The 19,278-nt window shown below is 24.8% G+C and carries 16 protein-coding genes and 1 riboswitch; of the genes, 9 read left to right on the plus strand and 7 right to left on the minus strand.

Translation table 11 applies throughout. The features are described 5' to 3' along the window. Positions 1–292: 292 nt before the first annotated feature. From MBBAR_RS02520 to MBBAR_RS02545, 6 genes are all read left to right on the plus strand, one after another. Positions 293–571: a 50S ribosomal protein L44e gene (locus tag MBBAR_RS02520; RefSeq protein ID WP_080459710.1), complete on the plus strand. Its 279-nt coding sequence runs from the start codon at positions 293–295 to the stop codon at positions 569–571. Between the two features lie 208 nt (positions 572–779). Continuing rightward, entirely contained in the window at positions 780–959 is a 180-nt protein-coding gene (locus tag MBBAR_RS02525; protein WP_080459711.1) for a 30S ribosomal protein S27e, read from the plus strand. A gap of 132 nt (positions 960–1,091) precedes the next feature. Next, positions 1,092–1,871, plus strand: a complete 780-nt coding sequence (locus MBBAR_RS02530) for a translation initiation factor IF-2 subunit alpha (protein WP_080459712.1) — start codon at positions 1,092–1,094, stop codon at positions 1,869–1,871. 116 nt (positions 1,872–1,987) lie between these two features. After that, positions 1,988–2,155 carry an RNA-protein complex protein Nop10 gene (locus MBBAR_RS02535; protein WP_080459713.1) on the plus strand — a complete coding sequence of 56 codons (168 nt, stop codon included), beginning with the start codon at positions 1,988–1,990 and terminating at the stop codon, positions 2,153–2,155. A gap of 174 nt (positions 2,156–2,329) precedes the next feature. Further along, positions 2,330–3,100, plus strand: coding sequence for a proteasome assembly chaperone family protein (locus MBBAR_RS02540; protein WP_080459714.1), 771 nt, complete (start codon positions 2,330–2,332; stop codon positions 3,098–3,100). Between the two features lie 338 nt (positions 3,101–3,438). Next, positions 3,439–3,515, plus strand: a riboswitch (Fluoride riboswitch). A gap of 23 nt (positions 3,516–3,538) precedes the next feature. Beyond that, positions 3,539–4,675, plus strand: a complete 1,137-nt coding sequence (locus tag MBBAR_RS02545) for a cation:proton antiporter (protein ID WP_080459715.1) — start codon at positions 3,539–3,541, stop codon at positions 4,673–4,675. 420 nt (positions 4,676–5,095) lie between these two features. Here MBBAR_RS02545 and lysS read toward each other — a convergent pair whose 3' ends face one another. The 5 genes from lysS to MBBAR_RS02570 form a co-directional block, all read right to left on the minus strand. Continuing rightward, positions 5,096–6,682, minus strand: coding sequence for a lysine--tRNA ligase (gene lysS, locus MBBAR_RS02550; protein ID WP_080459716.1), 1,587 nt, complete (start codon positions 6,680–6,682; stop codon positions 5,096–5,098). Between the two features lie 1,212 nt (positions 6,683–7,894). Further along, the gene (locus tag MBBAR_RS02555) at positions 7,895–8,884 is read right to left on the minus strand and encodes an HNH endonuclease (RefSeq protein WP_080459717.1); all 990 of its coding nucleotides are present in this window, start codon (positions 8,882–8,884) and stop codon (positions 7,895–7,897) included. A gap of 407 nt (positions 8,885–9,291) precedes the next feature. Continuing rightward, positions 9,292–10,599 (minus strand): phosphomethylpyrimidine synthase, encoded by a 1,308-nt coding sequence (gene thiC / locus MBBAR_RS02560; protein ID WP_080459718.1) that lies wholly within the window; start codon positions 10,597–10,599, stop codon positions 9,292–9,294. 480 nt (positions 10,600–11,079) lie between these two features. Continuing rightward, on the minus strand, positions 11,080–12,006 hold the full coding sequence (locus tag MBBAR_RS02565; protein WP_080459719.1) for a carbohydrate kinase family protein: 927 nt from the start codon (positions 12,004–12,006) through the stop codon (positions 11,080–11,082). A gap of 845 nt (positions 12,007–12,851) precedes the next feature. After that, positions 12,852–13,772 (minus strand): helix-turn-helix domain-containing protein, encoded by a 921-nt coding sequence (locus tag MBBAR_RS02570; RefSeq protein WP_080459720.1) that lies wholly within the window; start codon positions 13,770–13,772, stop codon positions 12,852–12,854. A 381-nt stretch (positions 13,773–14,153) separates the two neighbouring features. On the opposite strand from MBBAR_RS02570, the gene hxlB reads away from it, so the two are divergent. After that, positions 14,154–14,744: a 6-phospho-3-hexuloisomerase gene (gene hxlB, locus MBBAR_RS02575; protein ID WP_080459721.1), complete on the plus strand. Its 591-nt coding sequence runs from the start codon at positions 14,154–14,156 to the stop codon at positions 14,742–14,744. Between the two features lie 263 nt (positions 14,745–15,007). Here the strand turns inward: hxlB and MBBAR_RS02580 are convergent, their stop codons facing one another. Both MBBAR_RS02580 and fdhD read right to left on the minus strand, forming a co-directional pair. After that, a complete protein-coding gene (locus MBBAR_RS02580; RefSeq protein ID WP_346218172.1) occupies positions 15,008–15,373 on the minus strand; it encodes a carboxymuconolactone decarboxylase family protein in 366 nt (121 codons plus the stop codon). A 233-nt stretch (positions 15,374–15,606) separates the two neighbouring features. Continuing rightward, positions 15,607–16,359, minus strand: coding sequence for a formate dehydrogenase accessory sulfurtransferase FdhD (gene fdhD, locus MBBAR_RS02585; RefSeq protein ID WP_080459723.1), 753 nt, complete (start codon positions 16,357–16,359; stop codon positions 15,607–15,609). Between the two features lie 868 nt (positions 16,360–17,227). Here fdhD and MBBAR_RS02590 point away from each other — a divergent pair. Continuing rightward, positions 17,228–18,268 carry a FecCD family ABC transporter permease gene (locus MBBAR_RS02590; RefSeq protein ID WP_080459724.1) on the plus strand — a complete coding sequence of 347 codons (1,041 nt, stop codon included), beginning with the start codon at positions 17,228–17,230 and terminating at the stop codon, positions 18,266–18,268. Between the two features lie 51 nt (positions 18,269–18,319). Next, positions 18,320–19,141, plus strand: coding sequence for an ABC transporter ATP-binding protein (locus tag MBBAR_RS02595; protein WP_211272906.1), 822 nt, complete (start codon positions 18,320–18,322; stop codon positions 19,139–19,141). Positions 19,142–19,278: the final 137 nt, after the last annotated feature.

Genomic DNA, 19,278 nt, shown 5'->3' on the forward strand with positions numbered 1-19,278 from the left:
TATAGATTAAAATAATATATTATATTAATATCTATTATTTAAATGAAAAGTTTATTATTAATTTTTTATAAAATTTAAGACCTATTTTGGGTTTATTAAGCTTAAATCATTTAGGTTAATGTTTTAGTGATATATTTTTCTTTAAAATTAATATATTGCTTTTTTGACAATTATTTTAAGATAATAAATATTCAACGTACTGTTGTTATATTTTTAGATATTTTTATAATATTATTAATTTATGTCATGGAGACATATATTTGCAAATATATTTACAAATAAAGGTGATTAAATGAAAATTCCTAAAGAAAAAAGAACTTACTGTCCGAAATGTAAAACTCATACTGTTCATGAAGTACTCGTAGCTAAAAAAAGAAAAGCTAGTGAGTTAAAATGGGGACAAAGGCAATTTAGAAGAGTTACCGCTGGTTATAGGGGATATCCTAGACCTTTACCTGGTGGAAATAAACCAGTTAAAAAATTAGATTTAAGGTATAAATGTAAAGAGTGTGGCAAATCCCGTGTTGCAACTTCTTTTAGAACTGGTAAACCTGAATTTGTAGCTCAATAATTTTAGTTAAACAAATAATTTATAAATTTTGTTAGTTATTAGTTAAATTATCTGATTATAATTATTTAAATCAGTTAATATTTAGTATTATTACTTAATATTTATATTTATTACTTAATATTTACATTTATTATTTAATATTTATATTTATTCATTTTAACTAACATTTAATATTAAATTACATTTTCATAATTATATTGGTGATTAAATGTCAAATGAAAGAAGAGGAAATTTTTTAAAAGTCAAATGCTTGGACTGTGATAATGAACAAGTAGTATTTGATAGAGCAGCTTCTAATGTCCAATGTATTATTTGTGGTAAAACACTTGTAAAACCTCTTGGAGGAAAAGCTAAAATAACTGCTCATATTGATTCAGTATTGAAATAAATATGGGTTTAATTTTTAATTATTTTTAAGTTTTTTACTAAATTTAATTATTTTACTAGAGAATTTTATTAATTTGAAAATTATTAATTAAAAAGTTCTTTAGTCTGTTTTTATTTATTTTCAGGTGTTTTAATGGTAAGAAAAAATCAAGAATGGCCAAGTGAAGGAGAATTAATTGTAGCTACTGTTTACAAGGTTCTTGGTTACGGAGCATTTGCTAATCTAGAAGAATATGAAGGAAAAGAAGCTTTTATTCATATTTCAGAAGTATCTTCTGGTTGGGTTAAAAATATTCGTGATCATGTAAGAGAAAATCAAAAAATTGTAGCTAGAGTTTTAAGAGTTAATCCTAAAAAAGGTCATGTGGATGCTTCTTTAAAAAGAATAAGAGAAGATCAAAGAACAAAAAAGATTCAACAATGGAAAGTTGAACAGAAAGCAGAGAAATTTTTAGAATTAGCTGCTAAATCATTAGATAAAAATCTTGATACTGCTTATAAAGAAGTAGGTTATAGGTTAATGGACAGTTTTGGTGATATTTATGGTGCTTTTGAAGGTGCTGCTGAAGAAGGCGAATCTGTTCTTATTGAAGAAGGTATTGATGAAGAATGGGCTAAAACAATTGCGGAGATAGCTAAGAAAAATATTACTCCTCCTGAGGTTCATATAACTGGTTATATCGATATTCAAACTTTTGATGCTAATGGCGTTGATATAATTAAAGAAGCTCTTTTAGCTGCTGAAGACGACGATGTTGAGGTTCAATGTGTTGGAGCTCCTCGTTATAGAATAACTGTCAAGTCTTCTGATTATATCCAAGCAGAAAAAGATTTAAAAGCTGCTGCTGATAGAGCTATTGAAATTATTGAAGAATCAAATGGTAATGGAACTTTCTTACGTGAATTAGAGTAATTTAATTTTTATTAGATTAACCATTATCTTTAATTATTTTTTATTTAATATGATTTATTAGCTATTATTCATTTTTAAATATAAAATTAATATGCTATTTTATTCAAGTGACTTAAATGAAGATGAAGATGCATAAATGTAATTCTTGTAATGTATACACGATTAAAGATGTTTGTCCTAGCTGTGATGGGGATTTAAATGTTATATATCCTCCAAAATATTCTATTGAGGATAAATATGGTAAATATCGTCGAAAATTAAAAGAAGAAGCGTTTGATAAATAACTTGTCATTATTTAAAAATCAAAGATTTTTTATTTTTATAAAAATTTTTTATTTTTATAATGTTAAATAAGCATTATTAAAGAAGACTTTAATAATATTATATTTATAAATTATATTGAATTTATGAAATATATCGGATTTTATAAGGTATATTGAATTTATAAGGTGATTTCTATGAAAAATACTGAAATCAATATTTTGGAAGATGTTGAATTAAATAATCCTATTTTTATTGAAGCTCTTCCAGGAATTGGTCATGTTGGTAAATTAGCTGCCGATCATATTATTGATGAATTAGGAGCTACTAAATTTGCAGAACTATATTCTTATCATTTTCCTCCTCAAGTTTTTGTAGATGAAGACGGACTCATTGAAAATATGGTGAATGAATTTTACTATTTAAAATCTCTAGGAGAAGATAAAAGAGACTATATAATTTTAGTGGGTAATAGTCAGGCTTTATCTCCAGAAGGACAATATGATTTGTCTGGGTTTATATTAGATTTTATTGAAGATTTTGGAGTTAAAGAAATGTATACCCTTGGTGGATTAGCTATTGGGCATCCTATTGAAGAATCTCGTGTATTTGGTGCTGCTACTGATCTTGAAATCATTGAAACATTGAGAGAGTTAGATATTGAAATAAGATCTGCCGATGGTGGAATTGTAGGGGCTTCTGGATTACTCCTTGGATTAGGAAAACTTAGAAATATTCGGGGTGCTTGTTTGATGGGTGAAACACCTGGCTATTTCATTGATGCTGAAGCTGCAGAAGCTATTTTAGGAAAATTAGCTAATCTTCTTAATATAGAAATTAATACTGATAAACTTGATGAAAGAGCTGAAGAAACAAGGAAAATGATATCTAAAGCTCAAAAAATGGAACAAGAAATAGTTAATAGGTCTATGGGTGCTGGAGAAGACGATTTAAGATATATTGGTTAATTAAAATATATACTTACACTTATTTTTAGTACTTTCTTTTTTTCTTTTAATTATTATTATCTTGTTTCTTTCTTTTAATTGCTGTGCTGTTTTTTTTTAACTAACTCCTATTCTTAAACAATTTTTATTTTTATCTATTTTTATGACTTAATTCGGATTTTTAGTTTGATATTTTAAGTGTTGTATAACTTTATAAAATTTACTAAAAATATAAATAGTTGAATAAAAATAGATATTAATGTTATATTATAGGATAAAGTTATATATTTATAAATTACTAATAATTGTATGATTTCTAATCAACATCGTGATTTTAGTAATGTGTAATTTTATTATTTATACAGTAAGGTGATGAGGTTCCACCTATAACTGCCATTTTTTTTAAAAAAATCTGGATGATGACTTCTACTATCAATAAAATGTTTTTAGAGGGTTATTATGGCAGATTTTTATTTATTAGTATTAGGATTATTAGTTTTTGTCTCAAGTTTGATTTCAGTTCGTTTAGGTTTATCTGTATCAATCATAGAAATTTTATTTGGAGTTATAGCTGGAAATTTAGGCATAATCCATTCAGAAACTTGGATGCTTTTTATTGCAAGTTTTGGAGGAATATTATTAACATTTTTGTCTGGAACTGAGATTGATGTTAAGCTTATGAGAAAAAAACTTAAGGAAACAGTTTTAATTGGGTTTTTATCTTTCTTAATACCATTTGTCCTGATTTTTTCAGTTGTTCATTTTTTAATTGGTTGGAATCTAGTTGCTTCATTGTTAGCTGGAACTGCTTTATCTGAAACATCAATTGCTGTTGTTTATTCAACTTTACTCCAACAAGACTTATTTAAGTATGATATTGGTAAGATATTAATGGGAGCAACATTTGTAACAAATATTTGCACAGCTATTGCTTTAAGTATACTTTTTACTAAACCTAACCTTTATATCTTTATTTTTTATGCTGTATCCATATTATTATTGATATTTGCTTTTAAATATTCCTATAGGTTCTTGGTTAATTCTAAAATTTTGAAAGATAAGATATTAGAGATAGAAATAAAATATATTTTTCTTTTACTTTTCATCTTAATGTTTTTTGCATCATGGGGAGGAGGACAAGCAATATTGCCCGTATTTATTTTAGGCATGTTACTATCTAATACTTTAAATGAAAATTCTAATGGACAAAAAGCAAAAGAAAGGATAAAGACTGTTGCATTTGCAGTTATAACTCCAGTATTTTTCATCATTGGTGGAATGAAAGTTTCAATACCTTTAGTAATTGGCGGACTTGGAATTTTTATTCTAATTTTTTCTTTTAGACAATTAGCTAAATTTGCTGGTGTTTATTTTTTGACTAAACATTATTTAAATTCAAGCACTGGTTATATTACTTTGATGATGAGTACTGGTCTAACATTTGGTTTAATAGCTACTTTATTTGGTTTGAATACTGGTCTTTTAGATAATTATTCTTATTCAATATTAACTGGAGTTTTAGTTTTAAGCGCGGTTTTACCTACAATAATCGCTCAAAAATGGTTTGTACCAAGACATTTAGAGGATCTAAATTAAAATAAGAAAAAACAAAATAGAAAAAGAAGTAAAAAGTAAAATATAAAATAAAATTAAAAATATAAGTAATAACTTATTAATATAAAAATAATATTACTAATAAAAATAAAATTACTAAATATATTATTATTAAGTATATTATTAGTAAATATGCTGTTAGTAATCATATTATTACTAATTATATTATTAGATATACTATTACTAATCATATTATTGGTAAGTATAAAATTACTAAGTGTATTATTATTAAGTATATTATTAGTAAATATACTATTACTAAGGATATTAGTAGTGTAATATATTATTGTAATAGCTATTAGTAAATATATTATAGGTATTTAGTAAATTAATAGATATATAATAGAAGAATATTATTAATAAAAAATTTTATGAAGTATTAATATATGAAAATAATACTTTTTATTCTTCCATTCTTAATCTTTTAACTACAAAATCTTTATCTAATGATAAGAGGAATGAAGCTGCTTTTGGGCCTTGTTTTTGCCCAAGAATCATTTTATAAATAGCTTGGAAAGCCTTTTGAGGTTTTAAATCATATCCATTTAAAGTTTCATACATTTCATCATGAAGTGTTTCAGCAGAATTAAATTCTTTGCTTTCAATTAAATCAGCTAAACTTTTAAGAAAAGCTTTTTGATCATCAGCTAGCTCTAATCTTGGAATTTTTTTCATGACTTGGAATTTAACAAATTTCGGACCGTATTTATCTAACCAATTTTTCACTTGTTCTATTCTTTGTGTGAATTGTTCAAGTTCTTTTTCTTCTAAATCTTTAAACTCTTTATCTTGGAAACTTTTAGTTAGCTGAGAATTCTTTTTAAGAATTTCAAATATTTTCTCTGGATTATTTCCTGCTATCTGATAAGCAACAGTTAAAAATCTGTAAGGTGGTCTGAATGGTAAAGAATCTCCTTCGTTTATTTGAGCAATTTCATAAATCTTCTTGAATTTTTTACCTTCTTTTTCTGATGGTGCTTCTTCTTCATTAAAGAAAACTTTTTCCACTTTGTCAAACTGATCAATAAAATCAAGAAATGCCATATTAGGTGAAAAATCTTTGTGTTTCATTGGTTTACTTCTAAATATAAAGTAGTTAAGACTTTCAGCAGGCCCAATTTCTAACCATTGTTTTGGAGTAAAGAATACTCCTTTAGATTTACTCATTGCATCTCCATTTAAGGTGATCCATTCATAAGGGACTGGATATGGTGCTTTATAGTTAAAAATCTCTTCAGATATTATTTTACTAACATCATAAGATCCTCCACTAGCTGCATGGTCTTTACCAAATGGTTCACATGTAATTCCAAATATTTTCCATCTAGCTGCCCATTCTACTCTCCAAGTTAACTTACCATTTCCTGATGTAATATTCATTTCTGCGTCTGCACCACATTCACATTTATAAGATATAGTATCATTATCTTCATTAAATGCATAACTAGTTGTAGTGTTTACTCTTCCACATTTATCACAAATTGGATTGTAAGGTAACCAGTCATCAGCTAATGGATGTTCTCTGTATCGATTGAATATTTCTCTTATTTCATCTACCTTTTCTAAGGATATTCTTATATATTCATCGTAAATTCCATCTTTATACATTTCAAAGCCAGATTTTGGAGTTAGTTCTATTTCAAAGTCATCTAAAATATCTAGTAGTGGCTTTTCAAAGTGTTCTACAAAGCTATCGCAACATCCATCTGGACATGGGATATTGGAGTAGGGCATACCTAGATATTTGTCATAACTTTCTGGTAATGGGTGTGGAACTTTTCTAAGTGGGTCATGGTCGTCTGCAATCCAAATAGTTTCAGTTTTTTCACCCATTTCTTTCAATTGCTTTCCTACAGCATTAGCTATAAAAACATCACATGAATTTCCTATATGTATTGATCCTGATATAGATGTTCCACTTGCAATAACATGTTTTTCAACATCCCATTCTTTTAAATCATCAGCAATTCTTTCTATCCAATGTTTCATCATTTCACCAGTAAAATAATAAGTCGTAATTTTATTTAAGATATATCAATGAATTATATAGTGAACAAAATTAATTATATTTCTATTTATTCTTTTATTTTTATTAAATTAATTAACTTATATTAAATATTAGTTAAAATATTAATTAATCTAAAATATTAATCAATCTATTAAATTAATTATATTAAACTAATCTAATTAATTATATTTTTAGTATAATTTAGATTATAGATATAATTTTAATTTAAGAGTTAAATTAGCTTATTGTAAATATTTTATAATATATATTCTATATGATATGAAAATAGTAAATATATACTTTATTTTTTATATTATTTTTTTTAAATTGTTTAATTAAAATTTAATTAAAATTTAAAATAAGTATTGAATAATAAGCATTATATAAATTTATTTTTAATTCTTATAAATATTATTGTTAATAACTTTTTAATTCAATAAAAATAATTTAAACTTAATTTATATGTTATTATAAATATTTTCAATGCTTTAACAATGAGCTGATTATTAAAAAACAAAATTTAAATTTTAATAAGACATTTTGACTCCAAAATAATTCTAATTGTTGAAATAAATAACTATATTGAAAAATAGAAATAATTATAAAAAATAAGAAGTAATTAGCTAGCTATAATTAGCTAGCTATAAAGGCAAGTACCTTTTTCACCAGTTACTATATTGTTTTTTATCATATATAAATATTTATATCTTAACAATCTAATAGTTATTAGTAGGCTTGGTGAGTTAATAGCTAGTAAAATACTATAGTTGAACAAAACAGTATAATATACTGTTTATTCAAGGAAAGTAGGAGGCAAGTACTATTTTTTCACCGAAGTGTAAGCCTTTTACTTTTACTAAGTAAGTAGGAGGTGATAGTGTTGCCATTTGAAAGTATACTATCTCTTGTATTAGTGATAGTTCTAATACTCCACAATGTAATAGCTATATACTTCCTAATTAGATAAGGTTAAAGGATAGTTACACAGCTCACCAACCTACATAATGATTTTAAATAATAAAAAACGACATAAAATGTCTAATTTATAATAATATTTGATTTTTATAACTTATAAATTTATATGTTATCCAAATTTAAGCAAAATCATATATCAAAATTTTTATTTTTGATAGTTATGGAATTGATATTTAAATAAAAATATATTGTGCATCAATTTTTTATATTTTTATTATTTAATTTTTAGGAAATTCTTTAGTATATTTATTTCCATTATTTTTAAACATCATTATTGCATTCAAACCATTTATTTCATACATATTAAAATCTTCACTTATTAGAACATTTGCAGATAATCTATTAAAAAGAGTCACAACAAGATTTATTGCATTAATGCCATTAACTCGAGCAGGAAGTATTGTTATATAATGCAATAAATTATCATCTTTATATGTAGCTTTAGCTAAATGAAATATTGCTTCATTGACTTCATTGTCCTTTAAAAAATGAATACTAATGCCATGCCTAGTCTTCAAATCTTCAATATATTTATCATCACTTTCAAGATAATTTTTCAATTTATCTCGCATTGGGTCATTGAAATAATCATCACCAAGTTTATAAAAAGCTATTTCATACGCAATCCTGACAAAAAGTTTAATTATTGGCCATGTATCTATGGATTCTTCCATGAAAAATGTTTCTTCATGATTTATTATTTTGCTTTTTATTTTTCCAGATTTTATTTCCTCTTTTGATTTTGGAGATAATTCAACATTGAGTTCTTTTGTCAATTCATCGAATATTTTATCAAGGTCTTCTATAGGAATATTGGCTTCAGCAGTTAATACTCCAGTAGCTTTTCCATCAGTAGTTTTATTTTTTATTTTAAGTGTAGGTTTTATTTGGGGAATGCTTGTTATTTCTAAATTACCTTCGTTATCAAGCCCTATTTCTATTTTTCTATTTTCATTTTCTTTAGATATAAAATCATTGAAAGGATTTATATGATTTCCTTTATTAGACTTTATTTTTTCATCATTCTTATATATTTTAAATAGTAAATTTTCAGCTACTTTTTTATCTAACTCATCATCTATTTTCGAATTACAATCTTTACATAGATTTTTCATTGTTAAACTTCCACCTAATTGTTTAGGAACAATATGCTCTCTATTGAATTCTCTATCTTCTTTGCTTGTTTCACATAGTATACATTTTTTCATTATTATGCTCCTGTTTTTTATTTAATAATTATAATTTAATAAATAATAGCTAATAATATTTTTTAATAAATAAGTTGTAGTATAACAGAAATATTTAATACTAATTCTAAAATGAAGGCCTGAAAGATTATAAGTATATAAATAAGAAGTTATAGTTTTGTATAAAGATTTTAAAAAGAGTAATTTTAGAAAAAATCAGCACATATGGGACAGATTTTATGAACATGGCTAAAAATTAATTTATATAGTTAGAAACTTAATTTTTTGCACTAATTTTTGCAGTTTATTTATATATAATCGACAAAATTTGTTCCAAAAATTTGGTGCTTGACTATAATTTTGAAATTATTTATAAATAAAAATAAAAAAATAGTTAATAAAAAAAATAAAAAAAGTATGTTAAAAAGCTAGATATTCCAAAGCGAACCCTTTGGGTCGGCTTGATCTAACCATTCATTAACTATTTTTACAGCACAGTAGTTCCCACACATTGTACATGTGTCTGGATCTTCTGGAGGTCTGTTTTCTCTTATAGCTCTAGCATCTGCTGGGCAAATAGCTAAATTATATTGACTTTCCCAATCAAGTTTTTTCCTTGCATTAGCCATAGCTAAGTCTTTTTCACCATTGTGTACTCCTTTTGCCATATCTCCAACATAAGTACCGATTCTTGTTGATATAACTCCTGCTTTAACATCTTCTGGCTCTGGAAGAGCTAAATGTTCTGCAGGGGTAACATAGCAGATGAAATTAGCTCCTGCTTTAGCTGAAGCAGCTGCTCCAATAGAAGAAACTATATGGTCATAACCAGGAGCTATATCACATACAATAGGTCCTAACATGTAGAAAGGAGCTCCTCCACACATTTTCTTTTGTATTGTTACATTAGCAGGAATTTCATTAATAGGGATATGTCCAGGTCCTTCAATCATTGATTGAACACCAGCTTCACGACATTTATCAATTAATTCTCCAAGTATAATTAATTCTTGAACTTGAGCTCTGTCTGTAGAGTCAGCTATTGCTCCTGCTCTCATTGCATTAGCTAAAGAAAGTACAACATCGTGTTCTTTTGCAATATCAAGGATATAATCGAAATTTTCAAACAATGGATTTTCTCTTTCATTTTCAACAATCCATGCAGATATAAATGCTCCACCTCTACTTACAAGTCCGCCTTCTCTTCCTTGACGTTTAAGCCTAGCTAAAGTTTCAATATTAACACTTGAATGAATAGCCATAAAGTCAATACCATCTTTGGCTTGTTTTTCAATGGTTTTAAACATTATTTCTTCATCCATATCAATTGCGGATCCAGTTTTCCGTATTGTTTCAATAGCTGCTTGATATATTGGTACACTTCCAACAGGAATATCAGACATTTTTAAAATTCTTCTCCTGATTTCATCAAGGTCTCCACCAATACTTAATTCCATTAAACTATCGGCTTGGTTATCTATAGCTATTTGAGCTTTCTTTTCTTCTTCATCAAAATCAATAATGTCAGTAGATGTTCCAATTGTTGCATTTACTTTTGTTCTAAGACCTTCTCCAATACCACAAGGAGTTAGATCTCTGTTAACATTTGATGGAATTACTATAGTACCATTAGCCACGGAATTTCTTATAAATTCTTCAGAAACTCCTTCTTTTTCAGCAACTATTTTCATTTCTTCTGTAATTATCCCATTTTTTGCATCTTCTATTTGTGTCATAATTAATCACATTTTTAATTAAATAAGATCGAATTTTTATTATAATTTCAAAATTTTTACATAATTTCGAAGTTTTATAATTATTTTTAATAAAAATATATTTTTAATAAAAATATTTGAATAAATTTTATTTCAACCAAATTAGTAACCAAAATTAGTTCAAATAATATTTAATTTTTTAAACTTTATTTGAATTTAAGTACATTTAGATTGAATATATCTTATTATAAACTTATAGCTTATAAATTAATCTATTTTATTTGTATAATACAGGTTTAAATTAAAGAAAACTTGAAAAATTTAAATTTTCTTTGATTTTTTATAAATATCTTTATTAATAAATATCTTTATTAGTACTTTATTAGTGAATATTTTTATTAATAAATAGCTTTGATATAAATATTTTTGATAGTAAACATATTATTAAATATTTAATGATATAATATGTTTTTAAAAAATAATTCAAAATTTAGAATAAATTTAAGATTTATTGTTATAAAACTGATTCATTCTATCAGTCACTTGCTCAAAATTAGGGATATTTGTTTGACATCCTTTTTTTTCTACAATAAATGATGAAACAGCTGAAGCAAATTTAGCACAATTTTCAAGGCTTTTTTCATTAATGTATCCATATAAAAACCCTGCTCTATAAGAATCTCCTGCACCTGTTGGGTCAACAGCTGGTCGATAGATTGAATCAACTTTTATCTTTTCTTTTTCAGTATAAATAACACTACCTGCTTTCCCACATGTTTTAACTATAATATCTGGACCTATTTCTCTTAAACCATTTATATCACATTTTAATAAATTTTGAATTCTTTCTATTTCATGATGGTTTCCGAATAATATTGTACAATTATTTATAACTTCCTTGAGTTTTGGAGCATTATACATATTTAAATCTTGCCCAGGGTCAAATGAAACTATTTTATCATTATTTTTACCTAAAATGCTACTTTTTATATTATATGTCGGATCTCCAGTAGCTAAATGGATTGCTTTACAAGATTGAACAGATGATTCTGGAGGATCAGATTTTAAAAATTCTTTTCCAGCTCCCCAATAAAAATAAAATATTTGATCTTCTTTATTGTTTGTCATACCAAATGCTGTTGGTGTATCTTCATTTTTAGATATAATCATTGAATCAGTATTAATTTTTAATTCAACCATTTTCTCTAAATATTCTGATTTTAAAAATTTTTCTCCAACTGCAGATATAAGAGATGTTTTAAGGCCTAATTTGGCTCCAACCATAGCTACATTTGCTCCGGCACCTCCATGAAATATTTTCATTGTTTTAATAGGAGTGGATGAATTTGGGGCTGGAAATTTCTCTACTGTCATTATATAATCTATTGCTGTATGGCCTATAACAAGTAAATCATCTTTTTTAATCAATTAAAAACCTCTTTATATTTCTCTTTTTATTTTATATCATTTTACTTATTAAATATTATTTAATTATATTATTAATTATTAATTCTGTGGTAAAGATTTAATATGATAATTATTCTATTATTTATATTCTAATTTATATTCTAACTATATTTTAACTATATTCTATTATATTAATTAATTAAATTAATTAAACTATTAATATAATACTCATTAATTATCGTACTATAGAATATATCAGTTTATATTTAATTTAATATAGAATTATACTTTTGATATAATAGTTTAATTGATATAACATAAATACTATAAATAAATTAGATATACAATCTTATATTTCTTTTTGGATAGTGAATGAAAACTAATAGTAATATGTGATTATAATAATGTCAATATCGTGATTATAACTATTATTTTAATCTATTTCATGTATTTTTTCTATTTTTCTTAATTTATTTATGTTAACTGTTTAGACATCTCCTATTTATTTATAATTATTTTATATACTTTAATAATAGAAAAATATAAGTAGTATAATGTAAATATATTTAGTCCTAATGAAATAATAAATTCTTACATAATTTATTATCTAATGCATGAAAAGACGAACCCATACATGAGCTTATTCTTATTAGTTTCATGAAACATTAGATGGGAAATATGTTGGACATATTATTTTTAATTTTTATTTTTTTTAGAAATATTAATTTAAAATTATTATTTAAGAGTTCTTATTTAAAACTATTATTTTAAAGATATTATTTGGGACTTTTATTTTAAAATTATTATTTTAAAATATTATTTGGGAATTTTTATTTGAAGATATTGTATTATATTGTATTTAAATATTAGATTGATAATTTCATCTTCTTTTCTTTTGTTTTCCAAGGTTTTATAGGTATAAAACCCTCTCTAGATATTAATTTTTGACCATCATTCAAAAAATATTCAATAAACTCTTGAACTTCTTTTTTTTCAGAATTAATCGCTATTAAACTAATAGCATGTTTTGTTTCTTCCTTTAAAACATTATTTCCTTTAAAATAGCTTCCATTTAAAAAAGTATATAATTTATTAGAGTTTTGCACAATTTTAAAAGCATCAAACTCTGATTTCACATTTTTTATTATTTTATAGGCAATATTATTTTCATCAAGAGTGCTCCAAGCTAATCTTTGTGCTGTACCCTCAATCGATACAAATTCAAGATTTTTTAAATCTTTCATCTGTTTTATCTTCATCTTAGAGGACATTTCATTTGAAACAAGGACTAAATTATCATATCCAATCACTCTAAAGTCTAAATCATTTTTAAAAGCTATTTGGGGATCATCAAGAGCTAAAATATCAACCAAACCTTTTTTTGCTAATTTATACGCACTATTATCATCACTACTATAGATATCAACTTCAAAAGGTATTTCATTAGATATTGATTCTAAAAAGTTTGTTATTATATGTCCTCCAGCAATTATTAATTTATCAGTTTCAACTACTCTAGAATTGTATTTTTCATAAATATTAACTAAATTCTTGGATTTTTCAGTTAAATAAGTTCTAGAACCAGAAATTTTAACTAAATCAAAACCAAGTCTTTTTTCAGCATTTTTAATTCTTCTATTTAGAACAGAATGAGATATATTGAGTCTTTTAGCCACTGCTCTTTGAGAATTAATTTCATCTAATAGCTTTAATGATTCAAATAGTTTATAGCTATAAGTTTCACCATTAATTTTAATCTCAACTTTTGGTTCAATCTTATATTTCATATAATTACTCACATTTTAGATATTTGATCACATAAATATTGATTATTTAAAATTTATTAGTTAATTTATTAGTCACTTTATTAATTATGTTATTCTTTATTTAAAAATTATAAAATAAATATTATAATTATAAAGTATTATAAAAATATTATAAAAATATTCTAAATAAATAATTTTAAATAAATTAAAATTTAATAAAAATCTATAATATATTTAACATAAAGTATTATTTGACATAAAAATATAACATGATTATATTTATTATTCATTATACTATTATTTTTATAAGTATAATTTAAAGTTATTAAATTATGACTATTTATAGTTTAATAAAAGTGTTATTATCCTCTTAAAATAAATATAAAAATCTAAGGTTGAAATATGAAGTTAATGAAAGCAGCTATTGAAGAAATTTTAAGTAATATAGAGTCAGCTACTGAATTTATTGATGAAGAAACAGTAAATGAGTTTATGAAAGTATTAACTGAATCAAAGAATGTATTTGTTATGGGTGCAGGAAGATCTGGACTTGTAGCTAAAGCTTTTGCTATGCGCTTAGTTCACTTAGGTATTAGTGCTTATGTTGTAGGTGAAACTATTTCTCCAGCTATATATGATGATGATTGTATATTAGCTATTTCTGGATCTGGTGAAACTAATACTATTGTTTCAGCAGTCGGTATTGCTAAAAATAGAGGTTCTAAAGCTTTAGCTCTCACATCTTATCCAGAGTCATCTTTAGGAAAGCTTGCAGATTGTGTAATGAAAGTTAAAGGTAGAACTAAGATTGACATTGATGATGAAGATTATATTAAAAGACAAATTGATGGAAATTATGTTTCTGTAACTCCTCTTGGTACAGCATTTGAGTTAACTTCCCTTATTTTTTTAGATGGTCTTATAGCTGAATTAATGCAAAAGATGGGTAAAACAGAGGATGATTTAAAATATCGTCATACTGTATTAGAGTAAATTCTTTAATTATAATTTTTTCTATCTATTATATTTTTAATATATTATACTTTAATATGTTATATTTTCATCTATTATACTTTCATCTATTATTTTATCTTCATCTATATTCTCTTATATTATACGTTAATACATTATCTTTCATCTATTATTTTTTTATTTTTATCTAATTTTCATCTATATTTTCTTATATTTTCATTTATTATATTTTTTATATTTTTTTATATTTTTATCTACAATATTTTTGTTCTTATAACTATTTTTTATTCATTATCTAGTATTATGTCTTCTGCCCAAGAAATAGCTGCGGCCACTGTTGGAAAGCCTATAGTGCTTGTAATTGATATCAAAGTATTATAAATTTCATCATTCGTTGCTCCTGCTTCTAAAGCACGTCTTGTATGGCTATGAACAGCTCCTTCTGCTCTAATAGATGCACTTGCAGCTAACTGTATTAAATGAAGAGTTTTTTCATCAATCGGTCCTTCTCTACTAGCTTTTCCAAGCTCTTCCAATGCATTACCATATTCTTCAAACCTTTCTCTTATATTGGTATATTGTTTTGGTAAACTAATTTTAACATCTCCTTTTTTAATATCTTTTTTAGAATTTTTAAATGAAAATAATATTTTTAATAACTCTAAGTTTTAATAATTTTAATAACTTTAATAATTTTAATAGAGTTTAATAATTCTAATAATTTTAATAACTTTAATAATTTTAATAGAGTTTAATAATTCTAATATTTTTAATAGTTTTAATAATTTTAATAGGGTTTAATAGTTCTAATATTTTTAATAGTTTTAATAGTTTTAATAATTTTAAGATTTTTAATTTTTAATTTATTTTTTTAAAATGATTTTTAGAATATTACTCTATCCCAATGTGTATAAACATTAAATCTATCTTCTCTTATAAATCCAACTAATGTAACATTTCCTTTTTCTGCAACACTATATCCTGAAAAAGATGGTGCAGCATTTGATGCAAGTAGAGGTATTCCTGATCTAACAATTTTTATAACCATATCTGCAGGCATTCTTCCACTGTATATTATGTAAGAATTAGAAAAATCAAGCTTTTTTCTTGTTGCAGCACCTATTACTTTATCCACAGCTACGTGGCGACTGACATCTTCTCTAACAATGAATTGATTTTTATCATTATTTACAAATGCTGCTACATGAGTTCCACCAGTTTTTTGCCATATTTCAGCATTTTTTCTAAGTTTTTCTATATTTAAAAGTAATTCATCTTTTTCAACTTTCAAATCAGATTTTATTGGAGATATAGAATTAATTTTTGACCTCCAACCACCAGCACTATCTGATGGAAGAACTAAATCTTTTTTTTCCTTATAATTCTCTATTTCAACATCTATATTCATTCCATTAATATTTATCTTTTTTATTTCTTCTAAGTTTTTTATAATTCCTTCTCCTATCATATACCCTGTTGCAAAATCTTTAAGGGAGTTATTTATACTTGAAAAATTATACTTATGCTTATTATTAATTTTCAGGTTAGTTGTTTCATCATATACTATTTCTTCAGACTTTTGAATGTTTTCCCCGTTTTTATAACTAATTGCATTAATATTTCTTGTTAACTTCAAAGTATCACTTTTTCTTATTTTTGATATTTTACTAAAATCACTAAGATATTTTAATAACAGCTTTAATAATTTTTTGTCAATTATTATGAATTAATTATAATTTAATATTTATTAATTATTATAGTTATTTATTTTTTTTATAAGATATATTTATCATTAAATTTGCTATTTGGTTAGGTTTATATAGAAAGAAGTTTATACATTATTCTGATATGTATTTTTATTCATATCGGAATAAGAGGTACTAACTTTCCTATTAATCTAAAAATAATTAACTCATCTAAAAATAATCAAATCAATCTAAAAATAATTAAATTAATATTAAATTAATCTGAATTAATCTAAGAATAGCTTTACTAATTTAAAAATAGTTATTTTGAATTAAAAATAGATATATTATTGTATATAATATGATCCTCTATTAGTATATAAAAGTTCTGTATTTGAATATTTACTATATTCTGTGTAGTTATATTGAATATAGTAAATATTTTCTAAATTTTTTAAAAATCACAGATATTACTGTTATTTAAAAAATATTATATTATTTAAAAGTAAGAATACATATCTATAGTAAGGCTATGTAATATCGAATAATCTCTTGGATTTCATGATAAAATAGATAAAGTCGCTTTGATTTTTAAATAACAACATTAATGTAGTATTAAAATTAGTATTAGATATAATATTAAGAGTAGTATTATAATTATTATTTAATATAATATTAATATTAGTATTAATTGTAATTATAAAAGTAATACTGAAAATAAAAATAAAAGTTTCAAATTAAGCTTTCATAGAAGTAAAAACTTTCAAAGAACCAAAAAATTCAATAGAGTTTAAAAACAGAATAATTGGCTAAGATATAATGAATGTTCCTAATAAACATGTTCTTAATAAAGATATTCCTAATAAATATTTTGTATTGGTTATTTTAGTATTTTTACCAATTTTCTTATTTTTTCTTTCCTTCTTTGTAGGAAGATTTCCAATTTTTCCAAATGATGTAGTATTAACATTATTAAGTGTTATAAATCCAAATTTAGCAGTTTCACCATCTATAAGCTCTATAGTTTTTAATATTCGGTTGCCTAGGATTGTAGCTGCTATGTTAGTTGGAGCATCACTTGCTATAGCTGGAGCAGCTTTTCAAGGAATTTTTAAAAACCCATTAGTATCTCCAGATATACTTGGTGTGTCTGCAGGTTCTGGTTTTGGGGCATGTATTGCAATTTTATTAGCTGCAGGAAATTGGATGATTCAAGTTTTTGCCTTTATTTTTGGACTTATTTCTGTTTCAATAACATATTTAATTTCTAAAAGTTATAAATCTGGAGGAATACTTGTATTAGTTTTATGTGGTGTTGCAATATCTGCTTTTTTCAATGCATTAATTTCAGGAGCTAAATTTGTAGCAGATCCCACTGATAAACTTCCTCAAATTGTTTATTGGCTGATGGGAAGCTTAGCAGACGTAAATATAGATAGATTATATGTCATTATAGTCCCTATTGTTATTGGGGTAACAATACTTTTAATGTTAAGATGGAGACTAAATATTTTAGCTATGGGGGATGAAGAAGCTCAATCTCTCGGTGTAAATCCTGGAAGATTAAGATTGATTATAATTGTCGCTGCTACATTAGTAACAGCTGCGGCAGTTTCTATTAGTGGGATAATTGGTTGGGTTGGTCTTTTAATACCACATATATCTCGTATGGTGGTTGGTCCTAATCATAAAGTATTACTTCCAGCTAGTTTAAGTATTGGTGCTAGCTTTCTTTTACTTATAGATACAATTTCGAGAACAGTTGTATCTATTGAAATACCAATTGGAATTTTAACTGCAATTATCGGAGTCCCAATATTCTTATATTTACTTAGAAAAGGTTATTCAGAATGGCATTAGCTTATTTGAATATAAAATATTTATTGAAAGTTTTTTTATTAAAAGTTAAAAGTGATCTTTATGGATAAAATACTTGAAATTAAAAACGCTTCATTTTCTTATGATAATGAAAATAATGTTTTTGAGGATATAAGCTTTAGTATATCCAAGGGGGATGTTTTATGTGTTTTAGGTCCCAATGGAACTGGAAAAACTACTTTACTAAAGTCTTTAAATGGTTTAAACAATCTTAAATCAGGTGAAGTGATTTTAAAAGGAAATCCATTAAATTCACTTAGTTTTACAGAGATAGCAAAAGTTATTGGATATATACCTCAAGGACATATTCCAACTTTTCCATTTTCAGTTCTTGATGTAATTTTAATGGGTAGATCTCCTTATCTTGGATTAACTGAGTCTCCAGGAGAAAAAGATATTAAAATAGCTGAAAATGTTTTAAAAAACCTTAATATATTGCATATGGCTAATAGGGAATATACTAATCTAAGTGGTGGGGAAAAACAGTTGGTTTTTTTAGCTAGAGTTTTGGCTCAAGAACCGGATTTACTTATTTTAGATGAACCTACATCTCATTTAGATTTTGGAAATCAAATTAGATTTTTAGAAATTATTGATAATCTTTCAAAAAAAGGCTTGACCATTTTAATGTCTTCTCATTTTCCAGATCATGCATTTATATCTTCTAATAAAGTAGCTATAATGAAAGATAAACATTTAATTGATTTTGGAACTCCTGAAAATGTTATAACCGAGAAAACTCTTAAATTTCTTTACAATATTGATTTAGAACTATTAGAAATTTCCAATAATAGAAAGATTTGTGTTCCTATTAAAAGTAATTCTTTCTTTGATTTTGATTTTTTTAAAGAGTAGCATAATAATTTTTTAAATAGTAAGTTTTTAAAAATAGCTATTGTCTGGTGTTAATACTCATTAATTTGGTATTAATATTTATGGCTTGGTGTTAATAATTGTTATTTTAGTGTTAATATTTATAGTTTTGGTGTTAA

The sequence above is a fragment of the Methanobrevibacter arboriphilus JCM 13429 = DSM 1125 genome (genome assembly GCF_002072215.1).
GTDB classification, from domain to species: Archaea; Methanobacteriota; Methanobacteria; order Methanobacteriales; family Methanobacteriaceae; genus Methanobinarius; species Methanobinarius arboriphilicus.

What these genes read in the sequence shown, in the direction of transcription:
- MBBAR_RS02590 (WP_080459724.1), top strand. Translation starts at nt 17,228, where the DNA reads ATGAATGTTCCTAATAAACATGTTCTTAATAAAGATATTCCTAATAAA.
- MBBAR_RS02520 (WP_080459710.1), top strand. Translation starts at nt 293, where the DNA reads ATGAAAATTCCTAAAGAAAAAAGAACTTACTGTCCGAAATGTAAAACT.
- MBBAR_RS02570 (WP_080459720.1), bottom strand. Translation starts at nt 13,772, where the DNA reads ATGAAATATAAGATTGAACCAAAAGTTGAGATTAAAATTAATGGTGAA.
- hxlB (WP_080459721.1), top strand. Translation starts at nt 14,154, where the DNA reads ATGAAGTTAATGAAAGCAGCTATTGAAGAAATTTTAAGTAATATAGAG.
- MBBAR_RS02530 (WP_080459712.1), top strand. Translation starts at nt 1,092, where the DNA reads ATGGTAAGAAAAAATCAAGAATGGCCAAGTGAAGGAGAATTAATTGTA.
- MBBAR_RS02545 (WP_080459715.1), top strand. Translation starts at nt 3,539, where the DNA reads ATGGCAGATTTTTATTTATTAGTATTAGGATTATTAGTTTTTGTCTCA.
- lysS (WP_080459716.1), bottom strand. Translation starts at nt 6,682, where the DNA reads ATGAAACATTGGATAGAAAGAATTGCTGATGATTTAAAAGAATGGGAT.
- MBBAR_RS02525 (WP_080459711.1), top strand. Translation starts at nt 780, where the DNA reads ATGTCAAATGAAAGAAGAGGAAATTTTTTAAAAGTCAAATGCTTGGAC.
- thiC (WP_080459718.1), bottom strand. Translation starts at nt 10,599, where the DNA reads ATGACACAAATAGAAGATGCAAAAAATGGGATAATTACAGAAGAAATG.
- MBBAR_RS02555 (WP_080459717.1), bottom strand. Translation starts at nt 8,884, where the DNA reads ATGAAAAAATGTATACTATGTGAAACAAGCAAAGAAGATAGAGAATTC.
- MBBAR_RS02535 (WP_080459713.1), top strand. Translation starts at nt 1,988, where the DNA reads ATGAAGATGAAGATGCATAAATGTAATTCTTGTAATGTATACACGATT.
- MBBAR_RS02540 (WP_080459714.1), top strand. Translation starts at nt 2,330, where the DNA reads ATGAAAAATACTGAAATCAATATTTTGGAAGATGTTGAATTAAATAAT.